9 protein-coding genes are annotated in these 12,436 nt (G+C 59.4%); 6 read left to right on the forward strand and 3 right to left on the reverse strand.

What is annotated here, in order from left to right:
- Positions 1–7 precede the first annotated feature (7 nt).
- The 5 genes from EB836_RS06480 (at position 8) to EB836_RS06505 (ending at position 8,409) form a co-directional block, all read left to right on the forward strand.
- Positions 8–1,576 carry a class I SAM-dependent DNA methyltransferase gene (locus EB836_RS06480; protein WP_135538695.1) on the forward strand — a complete coding sequence of 523 codons (1,569 nt, stop codon included), beginning with the start codon at positions 8–10 and terminating at the stop codon, positions 1,574–1,576.
- Positions 1,573–2,706, forward strand: coding sequence for a restriction endonuclease subunit S (locus EB836_RS06485; RefSeq protein ID WP_135538697.1), 1,134 nt, complete (start codon positions 1,573–1,575; stop codon positions 2,704–2,706). Before EB836_RS06480 ends, EB836_RS06485 begins: the two co-directional genes overlap by 4 nt.
- Positions 2,703–5,840 carry a type I restriction endonuclease subunit R gene (locus EB836_RS06490; RefSeq protein ID WP_135538699.1) on the forward strand — a complete coding sequence of 1,046 codons (3,138 nt, stop codon included), beginning with the start codon at positions 2,703–2,705 and terminating at the stop codon, positions 5,838–5,840. Before EB836_RS06485 ends, EB836_RS06490 begins: the two co-directional genes overlap by 4 nt.
- Before the next feature lie 17 nt (positions 5,841–5,857).
- A complete protein-coding gene (locus EB836_RS06495; RefSeq protein ID WP_135538701.1) occupies positions 5,858–6,538 on the forward strand; it encodes a hypothetical protein in 681 nt (226 codons plus the stop codon).
- Positions 6,539–7,506: 968 nt separating this feature from the next.
- On the forward strand, positions 7,507–8,409 hold the full coding sequence (locus EB836_RS06505) for a hypothetical protein (RefSeq protein ID WP_135538705.1): 903 nt from the start codon (positions 7,507–7,509) through the stop codon (positions 8,407–8,409).
- Between the two features lie 306 nt (positions 8,410–8,715).
- On the opposite strand, the gene EB836_RS06510 is transcribed toward EB836_RS06505, so the two are convergent.
- Genes EB836_RS06510 through EB836_RS06520 form a run of 3 tightly spaced genes read right to left on the reverse strand, consistent with a single transcriptional unit; the run spans position 8,716 to position 11,696 of the window.
- Positions 8,716–9,621 carry an ATP-binding protein gene (locus EB836_RS06510; RefSeq protein ID WP_101596691.1) on the reverse strand — a complete coding sequence of 302 codons (906 nt, stop codon included), beginning with the start codon at positions 9,619–9,621 and terminating at the stop codon, positions 8,716–8,718.
- On the reverse strand, positions 9,608–11,050 hold the full coding sequence (locus tag EB836_RS06515; RefSeq protein WP_226842207.1) for a Mu transposase C-terminal domain-containing protein: 1,443 nt from the start codon (positions 11,048–11,050) through the stop codon (positions 9,608–9,610). The genes EB836_RS06510 and EB836_RS06515 overlap by 14 nt, the downstream gene beginning before the upstream one ends.
- Before the next feature lie 19 nt (positions 11,051–11,069).
- A complete protein-coding gene (locus tag EB836_RS06520) occupies positions 11,070–11,696 on the reverse strand; it encodes a recombinase family protein (protein WP_135538707.1) in 627 nt (208 codons plus the stop codon).
- A 238-nt stretch (positions 11,697–11,934) separates the two neighbouring features.
- Here EB836_RS06520 and EB836_RS06525 point away from each other — a divergent pair, with 238 nt between their 5' ends.
- Entirely contained in the window at positions 11,935–12,336 is a 402-nt protein-coding gene (locus EB836_RS06525) for a VOC family protein (RefSeq protein WP_101596696.1), read from the forward strand.
- Positions 12,337–12,436: the final 100 nt, after the last annotated feature.

Below are 12,436 nucleotides of genomic sequence, written 5' to 3' on the forward strand. Positions count from 1 at the left end.
GCAACACATGGCACGACGAGCCGCTAAGGCCAAACCGTCCAAGACGCTTGAGCAGACGCTATGGGATGCTGCTGACAAACTGCGCGGCAACCAGGAGCCCAGCGAGTACAAGCACGTGGTCCTCGGCCTGGTCTTCCTCAAGTACGTCTCGGACCGCTTCGATGAGCGCCGCGTCGACCTCAAAGATGAGCTGGCAGCCGACGGCATCAAGCCGGAACGCATCGAGTCGTTCCTCGAAGAGCGCGATGAGTACACAAGCCACAACGTGTTCTGGGTGCCAGAGTTCGCCCGTTGGGGCCACATCCAGTCGCTGGCCAAGCAGTCGGGGATCGGCCAGGAGCTGGACAAGGCGATGGACCTCATCGAGAAGGAGAACCCATCCCTTCGGGGTGTCCTCCCGCGCAACTACGGTCGAGACGGCCTCGATAAGCGCCGCCTGGGCGAGCTGGTCGATCTGATCGGTTCGATCGGGTTCACGGTCACCGATGACCACGGTGCCGACGATGTCCTTGGCCGGGTCTACGAGTACTTCCTCGGGCAGTTCGCGGGCAAGGAGACCGGCAAGGATGCCGGTGCTTTCTACACGCCACGGTCAGTGGTCAAGACGCTGGTCGAGATGCTAGAACCGTACAAGGGTCGCGTGTATGACCCCGCTGCTGGCTCCGGCGGCATGTTCGTGCAGTCAGCCGAGTTCGTGAAGGCCCACGGCGGCAAGCGCACCGACATCTCCGTCTACGGGCAAGAATTCACAGACACGACGTGGAAACTTGCGAAGATGAACCTCGCGCTGCGGGGTATCGAAGCCGACATGGGAACGCACTCAGCCGACTCCTTCACCGAGGACCTGCACCCCGACCTGCGGGCCGATTACGTGATCGCGAACCCGCCGTTCAACGTCTCGGACTGGTGGGATGCGAAGCTTGGCGACGATCCTCGTTGGAAATACGGGACTCCTCCGCAGGGCAATGCGAACTTCGGATGGGTGCAGCACTTCATCCATCACCTTGCTCCCAACGGCACCGCGGGGTTCGTCCTCGCGAATGGTTCTCTGTCGTCGAAGAGCAGCGGCGAGGGCGAGATCCGCCGCAAGCTCGTCGAGGCCGGTCTCGTGGACTGCATCGTCGCGATGCCTGACCGACTATTCTTCAACACCGGCATTCCGGTATCCCTGTGGTTCGTCTCGAAAGGCCGCGACGAAAATGGTCATCGCGAACGTCGTGACGAAGTACTGTTCATCGACGCCCGCAAGCTCGGCACGATGGAGTCACGAAGACTGCGCGTCCTGACGGATGAGGACATCGAGAAGATTGCAGGTACCTATCACGCCTGGCGCAACCACCACGGTGCCTACGAGGACGTGCCGGGCTTCGTGAAGGCGGCGAAGCTCGACGTCATCGAGAAGCACGACTTCGTCCTTACGCCTGGAAGCTACGTCGGCGCTGAGGAATCCGAGGTCGACGACGAGCCGATCGAGGAGAAGATCGAGCGTGTCGTCGGCGAACTGCTCGCAGAGTTCGACCGTGGGCACAAGCTTGAGGATGAAGTTCGCCAGCGGCTGGGAGCTCTTGAAAAATGACATCGAGCTTTGAAATTATTGAAACTACGTGGGGAGAGCTAGTTTCGGTCAAGCAAGGAAGGTATGTTTCGAAAGACCGACTTTTTAGTGTCCGATCCGCTGAAAACCCCACTCCTACTGTCGGCGCCAACGGAATTTTGGGCTTTGTCGGCAATGCGAGTTATTCTCAGCGTGTCCCGCTTGTTACATGCCGGGGTTCAAACTGCGGGCTCATTCAGTACCCGAATGAACCAGTTTGGGTAAACAACAATGCCATGGCCTTAAATGCAGGATCGCAGCAAGACAACGATTTTATCTATTATCTGGCCCTTAACACGCGGTTTGACGATGTAACTTCCGGTTCTGCCCAACCACAGATTACGGCCGGGCCGTTGAAGTCCAAGACAGTTAAAGTCCCAGAGCGTAAGCACTGGCGCGCAATCGCCGCGACGCTCGGCGCACTCGACGATAAGATCGATTCGAATCGACGGCAGCGAGCATTGTTTCGAACGCTCGGCAAGGCCAGATACGAATCCGCCATTCTGAGCGAAAGCCGAACTGTTCCGCTATCTGATGTCACAGTTTCCATTGCTCGCGGAGTGGCCCCCAAATATACGGATGACGACCCAACTGCACCGTACGTCGTCAACCAGAGGTGCATTCGAGACGGATGGGTTTCGCTTCAGCTAGCGCGGAGGATGTCGGATCGTAAGGTGAAGGTAGAGAAGCGAGCTAGCGGCGGTGACATTCTTGTCAATTCAACCGGTACCGGGACGCTGGGGCGAGTCGCCCGTTGGCACGCGGGCGACGTGTTTGTAGACGGGCATGTCTCCGTCGTTAAGCCGGACCCGACGTGTGTCCCGCCGACTACATTGGCATACTCGCTCCTTAATCGAGAATCAGATATTGAGGAGCTAGCGACAGGTAGCACTGGGCAGACAGAGCTCAGCGCTGCACGATTAGCAGAGCTTCTGGTTCGACTTCCCACTTGCCAATCCGCGCTTGCCCTTGAGAGCGATCTAATCGCTATTGAGAATCGGTGCCACCAGCTCGCCGCCGAGATACAGCGTCTCGCCGCGTTGCGTGACACGCTGCTCCCCGAATTGCTCTCCGGTCGTATCCGCGTCCCGGCGGAAGGATTCACGCCATGACAGCTTTCAATGAGAATGTCGTCGAACAAGCAGCTCTGGAGTACTTCGCAGAACTTGGCTATCACCGGCTGCATGGACCTGACTTAGCTCCCGGCGAACTCGCCTCAGAGCGGCAGTCGTACGGGGACGTGGTGCTCTGGGGCCGCCTGCGTGAAGCGATCCGCCAAATCAATCCGGGTACGCCCCCCGCCCTCGTCGATGAGGCCGTGAAGCAAATCCGTCGTGCCGAATCGCAGAGCCCGATTGATGAGAATGCTCGGCTGCACCGGCTGGTCACCGACGGTGTCCCTGTGGAGCATCGCGGTGACGACGGCCAGCTCCGTACGACTCGACTTTGGCTGATCGACTTCGAACACCTGCGGAACAACGACTGGGTCGCCGTCAACCAGTTCACGATCGTGGAGAACGGAAAGAACCGTCGTCCTGACGTGCTGGTGATGGTCAACGGCTTGCCGCTGGCGCTGTTGGAGCTGAAGAACCCGGCCGCGGGGCATGCGACCCTCAAGTCGGCGTGGAACCAAGTGCAGACCTACAGGCACGACATCCCCTCGGTGTTCGTGCCGAACGCAGTCACCGTGATCTCTGATGGCACCTCTGCTGTCATGAGCAGCTACTCGGGAGCATTCGAGCACTTTGCGCCGTGGAAGACGATCAACGGGCGCGATGTCGTCAGCAATCGCTCCGCGCTTGAAGTACTTATCAAGGGCGTGTTCGAGCGGCAGCGGTTCCTCGATCTGTTGAAAAACTTCATCGTGTTCAGCGACGAGACTGTCACCGACAAAGCGACCGGACAGCTCACCAGGGCTCTCGTAAAGCGTGTGGCGAAGTATCATCAGTACTGGGCGGTCAACTTAGCCGTGGAGTCCACGGTGGAGGCTTCCAGGCCCGACGGTGACCGTCGCGGTGGCGTCGTCTGGCACACGCAGGGTTCGGGCAAGAGTTTCGAGATGGTGTTCTACGCCGCGAAGATCATGCGCGATTCGCGGATGGCGAACCCGACGCTGGTGTTCATCACGGACCGGAACGACCTCGACGACCAGCTATTCGGTGAGGCTTTCGCCCCGGCTCAGATCTTGCCGGAGACACCGGTACAGGCTTCAACGAGGTCAGATCTTCGAGCAAAGCTGAAACGGGCCTCGGGCGGGATCGTCTTCACCACGTTGCAGAAGTTCGCTCCAGGCGAGGACGGAGACAGCAACCCGGTGCTCACTGACCGACGCAATGTCGTCGTCATCGCCGACGAGGCCCATCGCAGCCAGTACGGATTCGGCGAGACCCTTGACCGGCAGGGTCGTCTCAGGTCGGGCTTGGCCAAGCACATGCGGGACGCACTGCCGGGTGCAACATACCTCGGGTTCACCGGCACGCCGATCGAGTCGGACGACAAGTCGACGAGGTCTGTCTTCGGTGACTACGTCGACATCTATGACCTCACTAGGGCTGTCGAGGACGGTGCAACGGTCAAGATCTTCTACGAGTCCAGGCTGGCCAAGATCGACGTCTCTGAGGCCGATCTCGCAAAGCTGGATAATCTGGCTGACGAGATCACGGAGACCGTCGAGGAGAACGCAGCGACGGCAGCAAAGTCGCGGTGGTCACGGCTCGAAGCAATCGTCGGTGCCGAGGCACGATTGGATCTGGTGGCCAAAGACATCGTCGAGCACTGGGAGAAGCGCCGGGAGTCTCTCTTCGGCAAAGGCATGATCGTGACGATGAGCCGCAGGATCGCTGTGCGCCTCTACGAGAAGATCGTGGCGCTCAGGCCCGACTGGCATTCGGACGAAGCCGACAAGGGCAAGATCAAGGTCGTCATGACAGGGTCTGCTTCGGACCCGTCAGAGTTCCAGCCGCACATCCATTCCAAGGACGTCCGCAAGGAGCTGAAGCTTCGGGCCAAGAACGCCGACGATCCGTTGGAGCTCGTGATCGTGCGGGACATGTGGCTGACGGGATTCGATGCTCCGTCGATGCACACGATGTATGTGGACAAGACCATGCAGGGTGCCGGGCTCATGCAGGCGATCGCGCGGGTGAACCGTACGTTCCGTGACAAGCCTGGTGGGCTGATCGTCGACTACATCGGCGTGTTCGCCAACTTGCAGACCGCTCTGTCGGAATACTCGCCATCGGATCGTGAGCAGGCCGGTGTACCCATCGACGAGATGGTCGCGGTCATGATGGAAAAGCACGACGTCGTCTGTGGACTGTTGCATGGCGTTAACTTCGACTCCTCGCCCGAGCTCACAGCATCGCAGCGGTTGAATGAGTACGCGAAGGTCCTCGACTTCGTCATGGCGGACCCGGATCGCACCTCGCGGTTCAACGACGTGGTCCTCGCACTGGTCAAAGCCTTCGCCCTGGCTGGCGCTCGTGACGAAGCAGCAGCGATCCGGGATGACGTGCGTCTGTTTACCGACGTGAGAGCCGCGATTCTCAAGATCCAGAACCCGGACTCCGGTCGGGGTGGTTCCGGTGCCGTGGAGATCGATACCGCACTCGGTCAACTCATCAACGAGGCGGTCGCAGCGGACCAGGTCGTGGATGTCTACAAGATGGCCGGTGTGGAGACGCCGGAGATCTCAATCCTCAGCGATGAGTTCCTTGACTCGTTGGCCGAGAAGGAGAGACCCAACCTCCAGATGGGTCTGTTGAGGCGGCTCCTCAATGACCAGATCCGCACGGTGCAGAGCAAGAACATCGTGCAGGGTCGGAAGTTCTCGGAGATGCTCGACGAGGCGGTGAACCGGTACACCAACAGGTCTCTGTCGACAGCGGAGATCATCGCCGAGCTCGTCAAGCTCGCAAAGCAGATGCGTGATGCGCAGCAGCGTCATGAGGAGCTTGGACTCCGTGAAGACGAGGTCGCGTTCTACGACGCCGTGGCCCAGAACGATTCTGCGGTGATGGAGCTCGGGGACGAGACGCTGAAAGCGATCGCTCAGGATCTAGTGAGATCGGTTCGGCAGTCGGCGACCATCGACTGGAACCTCAAGCAGTCGGTCCTCGCGACGATGAGGTCCAAGGTTCGCCGAATTCTTGCTCGGTACGACTATCCGCCTGATGCCGAGGCGAAGGCGATCGAGCTTGTGCTTGAGCAAGCGGAACTCTTCGCTGGTGAGACTGGATCCAAATGACAACAAGGGGAGTGAAAATGACTGACCATCAGCCTGATCCGGATCAGCTAGCCAAATTCGGTGAGGCGATGCACGATCGGATCATGGAAGCCCCATTTGGGTCGCTGCCAAAGTCCGAACTAGAGCTTGTCGTATTCTCTGAACTCATACAGTCCAAGATCATAGATTTAGAGACATCCAACACCTTTGATCTAGCCCGACGACTGCGCTGCTCGCCGGCCAAGGCAAGCAGCCTGGTCTTCAACTACAGGCTTCGATCGGTCTCTGACGAAACTGAAGAGAGCGTCCGAGAAAAGCTAGCGAACGTCACCAAGGTGGCCACTGACTTGAAGAATAGTCGTGACGGGGCAGTCACGCTGAACGTCGAGGATCGCTTCTGGCGAAACGAACTCACCAACCGGCTAAAAAAGGCAGGCGTCTACACGGACTCCTCATTTAACCGTGAGCGAATCGTTCTAGACGAGAGTTCGTTCTTCAAAGCGTGCCCTCAACTCTTCGGTAGAGCAGGGAAGGAGCTGGAGGATGCTGCAAAACGCGCCGCAAAGGACGAGAAGGCCGCGGGCAAGATCTTCAAGACGTTGCTGATGAAGATGACAAGTGGAGCCGCATCGAAGACGGGCGGAATCGCTGCGCAAGCGGCTATTGCTTCTCCAAGCATAGCCAACCTAGCTCACAGCTTCGCGGCGCTGTCCTTCTAAGACGGCTGCCGCACGCAATTCCGAGTGCAGCCCCAGCGACAAGCGCGCCAGCGCCGGGCACGTGGGCCGCGCAAGGGCGTGACGGTACGTTCACCAAACGGTCGTATGTCGAACGCTGAACGATCGGCCGCGGATTAGACGAACCACCGCCTCAATTTGTCCGCAAACTCGTTCAGCAACCACTCGGGTTGCGGAAAGTCTCCGCGCGCCTCTAGCGTTTTCAAGCATCAATAGGATCGACAGCCTGGACCCGGGTTCCACACAATGTTCATACTCTCGGCTCTAATGACAACTGACTGAGGGAGCTTCTCCTCGCGAAGCAGGGAGCGTAGGCGGGCAATCCAACGGCCTGCGCCGGGCCACGTGCTGGTGCCGCGAAGCTGTGGGACGTTGATGTGACCGTGCTCTTGAAAGTAGTCGTCGAGCCAATCGAGTCGTCGGAGGAGCTCGCCTTCTCTTAGTTCAGCACGTGTCGGAGGCTTGGGCCTCGGATCGCGATAAGGCGGGACGAATCGCACTCCTATGGCTTCTGCTGCTGCGATCTGCTCATCTGTCAGCCTGCCCTTGCGATATTTTTCTCGAAGGCTTGAAACCCACAGGCCGACTCTCCAGGTAAGCCACTCTTCGTGTGCTTTGGGGTTCGCGTGGCCGTGCTCTCTGGCATAGGCAGACAGGCGTGCCAGTCCTCGGTCAAAGTCGACTCTGCCTCTGCCCATACTTGAAGAATAGCGCTATTTGGCACGCTGTTTCAGGCTCATGGGCAGGGAGGAGGCAGAAGTGCCTTATATCCACAGCCGCGACGTGGTTAACATCACACCCCTTGTTACACTCAGAGAAATATCACCGCGTCATCCAGAAGGGGCTGATCAGCGATGACCCACCATTGGCGATGCCGTGACGCAAGCGGTACAACGTGCACATGTGCCTGCGGAAACACGATGCATGGAACAGTAAAGACTCAAGGGGTGGTGGCAGAGGCCGTGCACCAGCACGACACTGCGGAAGTTGAGAAGCTGCGCGATGAGTCTCGTAAGAAAGCGAAGAAGCAGCGGTGGATAAGACCCTCACATGGAAACGGCGGACCGGCCGATGGTGACAGCAAGACCCAGCCCAGCGCCTATCCAAACGACAACACTGACGTTCGAGCCGGGGCTCATATAGTCAACGAATTCATCATCGGGCTAATTGAGCACAAAATTGCGATTGACAAAGGCGACAAGCAGAGTGTTGATTCGGTAGATCTCTCCGATACGGAGCTCGCTACAGTGCAACAACTGTCAGAGACCATTGCCGGCAAAGTTCTGTCGGATATAGAAGGGCATCTTCGCTCGGGTGGCCCTCAGGGCAGAAAAAATAAGAGAGCAGACCACTTCTTCTGCGTGGTTTTAGCGGCGGTATGTCAGGTCTACGCGACACTGAACGACTGCGCGAGCAAGACAAATGAAGAATTGGCGGAGATCATCGTCGGTCTTATCGAGTTGTCTGTGAAGAATCCGAAAGATGACTCACCTGAGCCATACCCTCGCACAGTTGAAAAGCCCAAAGGCAGGGGAAAGAAGCGTCTCAATCGTGACCGAGACGATTCGTTCACCCTGCTGGACGGGGAAAGAGACTTCTTGCAACAAGTAATTCTGAAGCTGCTGGAGGCCGCAAGAAAATCAGCCATGGCACCCATCGAGAAGGGCGTGATGCTGCACCTGCGCGTCATTGCTGCGATTACTTGCCCCGATCCAGACCGGCACCCCAGCATCATCAAGTACTGCATATGGCCACTTCTGAAAGGCCCCCTTCGGGAACTCATCAGCGAGGAAGTGGCTGGCCAGATGGAGACTTGGCTTGTGGAAACGTATCCGAAGGAAGGTTTGTCGTAGCGGAGCGCCGTGACTAAGTGCACGATCCACAACTGCGCATGCGACAAACACTGAGCAGCGGTCGCCCGTGACCATGTTGCGCGCTTGAGCCTCGCTCGGGGCCGATCTCCCGATCCTGGCCACCTTCTCATTGGAGACGGGACGAACCGTGGCTAATCGTCGACAGCCCATTTCAATCTCAAACGCGACTCACCTTTTTCTAACAGTGTCCATTTGGGTGTACCCAAATAGACACATCGGAATGTCGCTATATCTAGTGTCTAACGATGTGAGTCGCAGCGGTAAATGGCACGCTTCTCGCGGCGTTTAGTGGCCGATGAGGAGAGCCTGCCGAGCCGCCTCTACAACCTCGGGTGTCAACTCGTTGAGGTCGTTCACTGTCTGCACGCGCTCGATCTGGGTGAGTAAACGGTCCACGAGGCGGAAGTTGCCTGCGGTGATCCGGACGATAGTGGCGATGGCAGTTGCGTGGGCGACGCCGCCGTCGGTTGCGCCGCCTTCAGCAGGAAGTCGTCTGGCCAGGACAGCGGTGAGTTCGTCCGCGGTCAGCTGGCGGTACTCGTGGGCGAAGCCGATGCGACTGTAGAGCTGCGGGTAGCGGGCGAGGCGTTTCTCGATACCGGGCATGCCGATGAGGATGACGCCCATGTGGTGATGGTCGAAGTAGTCACGGACTTGTTCAAAGCCGGTGGCCTTGAGACGATCGGCTTCGTCAATGATGAGCAGCTCGGTGCGTCCGCTGGAGCGGGACTCGGTATGGACGTAGGGGTCGACGATGCCGTGCTCGGCGAAGTCGACGGCGAAGGAGATGCGTTGGCATGCTCGTGGCAGGCCCTGGTCTATTTGTTTCGGGGTGGCCATGACCGTGGGGGTGAAGAACGCGGTTCGGGCCTCGAGAACGCGTTCCGGCACAGGGCCGAGGGTGTCGGTGAAAAAAGATTCCCATTGTTCCCAGTCATCGACACCCGAGTAGTGCCGGGCGGAGAGTGTCTTGCCGACTCCCGGTGGCCCCCAGCACAGGCCGATATAGCGATGGGTGCGCACCGCGTTGGCGAACTCGGCGAAGCGGCGATGCTCATGAGTTGTCTGGAACGGTGGCAAGTCGGGCCGTGGCGGGGCGCTGGAGTTGATCTCCCCGAAATCGCCGAAAAGGAATCGGCTTCCGTCATCGTCCTTGCTGAGGAGACTGTGTTTTGGGTCAGTCGGTGGCATAGAGACGCAATCCGTGTCGTGGTGGGACTTCTTCGACGCCGACCGGTTCCGCTTCGGGTGGTTCAGGCGGGACGTAACGGTTGTCAATCGGCAGCGCGTCGGCGAGGCTGCGGCGGTGGCGCAGCTGTCGCTTGAGGTCACGGCGACGTCGCGACCGGGCAGCCTGCAGCTCTCGTAGCGAGACGGACTCGGCGGCGAGTTCGGGAGCGATCGCGCGGCAGAGGTAGTCATCGCTGAAATAGACGCGGATCTCGCCGACATCGCGCGGGTCGAACCGGACGGTGACCTGTTCACCGACGTAGGCGGCCAGTACCGGGGACACATACCGGGTGGAGGCGAACTGGATCCCGTCGCGTTGGACCTTCCTTGTAGCTGCCGCAGTCAGCAGAAGTAGGTCCAAGTCCTCCGGTCGTGCTGGTGCGCGCGGGATGAAGCCGGAGGTTGCCCAGCGGTGGGCGGGCGCTTGGTGGGTTTCGGAGTGGGGGCGCTGGTTGTATTCGGTGACGATGAATCTTTCCAGGATCGCGTCGAGTTGCTCAAGACTGAGCGTCGGGTCCGTGAGGGGTTCTCCGTTCGTTCCGTGCGGGATATACCCGGGTAGGTGCGGTAGGACCTCGGTGGTGATGGAGCCATAGAACCGCTCGATCTTCCCTCGTCCTTGCGGAACGCCGATCCGTGAGTGGATGAGCTGTATCTGTGTGTCCAGGCAAACTCGTTCGAGGCGGACGGAGGTGAAGTCCGAGCCGTGATCGGAATAGAGCACATCTGGCAGGCCGCATACCGGCCAGGCAGGATTTGTCTTCTGATTGACCGCTTGGTGTAGTGCCAGGGCTGTCTGTTCGGCTGATGGGGCACCCTGGAAGAGGGTGTAGCCGGCGACGGCACGGGAGTAGTCATCCAGCAGCACCGTCAACCACGGCCGAACCGGCACACCAGCTTGGTCGAGTACCGCAACGTCCAAGAGTGTGTGGTCGGCTTGCCATTGTTCGTTTGGGTTCGCTGTGGTGCGGCGGAAAACTAGTTCGAACTGGTCTCGGTAGGCGGCATCGCCGTGTTGGGCGAGTGTGCGCAGGCCCGGGTCGATAGCTCCAATGATCGCCCGGACGCTGGAGTAGCTTGGCGCGGGCAGTCCGCGATCGGCAGCGATGCCGCTGACTCGGCGATGAACGTACGCGACTGTGGGCTCGGGGCGGCGAAGCGCGAGAGCTTCGATTATCTCCACAATCTCGGGCAGTATTCGCCTGGTACCGTTGTCAGCTCGCCGGAGGCGTTGAAGGCCATTGGACGTCGGGATAGCGCGATACTTCGCGGCCCAGCGTGCCAATGTTCGCACTGGCACGCCTGATTCGGTCGCGATCTGTGTCCAGGGGACACCGTCATCGTGTTGGCGCATCAGAGCGAGCCTCTCTTGTGGGGTTCTCTGCGCCATGACGATCACCAGTCCAGGATTAGGTCTCGGGACCGGGATCGGCGGCAGTTTCCGGCGCGACTGTCACTGCTTCGGGAGGCCGCGGTGGTAGGTGGCGATACAGGCTGGTGCGAGTGATCCCGGTTTTGGCCACGATCTCGGCGATGGTGTGTCCGGTCGTGCGTAGGTGCTCGGCGTAGGCCAGTTTGTCCGGATCCACCACGGAGGGCCGTCCGATGCGTCGGCCCTTCGCGGTCGCTACCGCTCGAGCGTGGGCGGCACGCTCCAGGGTGTATGTGCGTTCCATCTGTCCGAACAATGCCAGTAGCACTACCGACAGCTGCGCCATTGGATCATCGGGGTTCGACGAGTCCACCCTGATCGGGTCGGCGAGGTTGCGTACGCCGATGTTGCGTTTGGAGAGGTCATGGATCAGGTTCAGAGTATCGCGAACGGTTCGCCCGAGCCGATCGAGGGTGTGGACGACGATCACGTCACCGTCGCGGGCGTAATCCATGACTGCGCGCAGTCCGGGGCGGTCGACCGTGGACCCAGACTTCTTGTCCACATAGATCCGTTCGGCCGCGATTCCGGTCTGGGTCAGAGCATCGATCTGTCGATCCAGGTCTTGTTTGACCGTCGAAACCCGCGCGTATCCCAACTCCATGCGCCCAGCGTACCAATATTCGTGTCTGCACGGAATAGATGGGACGTTGATCTGGGCCTTACTTATGGGACGGAAATTCAGGCTCTGGCCCGATCGATGAGGTTGCTCGTCTTCGGTGTCCCACTACCAAGGAACTGGGATGGTAGAGCAGTCATCTAGTCGACACCGACTTCAACCTCGCAGTGATAAAAAGGCCACTCTTGTTGCTGACGGGCCTACTTCCAAGGAAGATAGCGGGATGGGTGACTTCGGATTGCTGCATCACGTTGAGCTACAAGTCTCGAATCTTGAGGCATCCGTCGGCCCCTGGGCATGGATGTTCGACGTCCTCGGGTACACGCCTTACCAAGAGTGGAGTGGTGGACGCAGCTGGCGGCACGGCTCGACATACATCGTGCTCGCCAACGCTCCCCGAGACGGCACCCATGATCGCCGTGTTGCCGGACTCAACCACCTCGCTTTCCACGCGGGTACAACACGGGACGTAGATCGCCTGTGGAAGGCGGCACCGCAGCATGGCTGGAATCAGCTCTATGTCGATCGTCACCCGTGGGCAGGCGGCGATGAGCACTACGCCGCATTCTTAGACAACGCCGAGCGGTTCAAGGTCGAGCTCGTCGCCACAGATCCAAAGTATTAGCCGAGCCATCACCGACGAAACAACTGCCGGCACCTGTAGAGATGTCGATCTTGTTTCGACCTGTCCGGGCAGATTACACACCTACTCGCTCTCGGGAAAA

The organism is Brevibacterium sp. S111 (assembly GCF_004745075.1).
Taxonomy (GTDB): Bacteria; Actinomycetota; Actinomycetes; order Actinomycetales; family Brevibacteriaceae; genus Brevibacterium.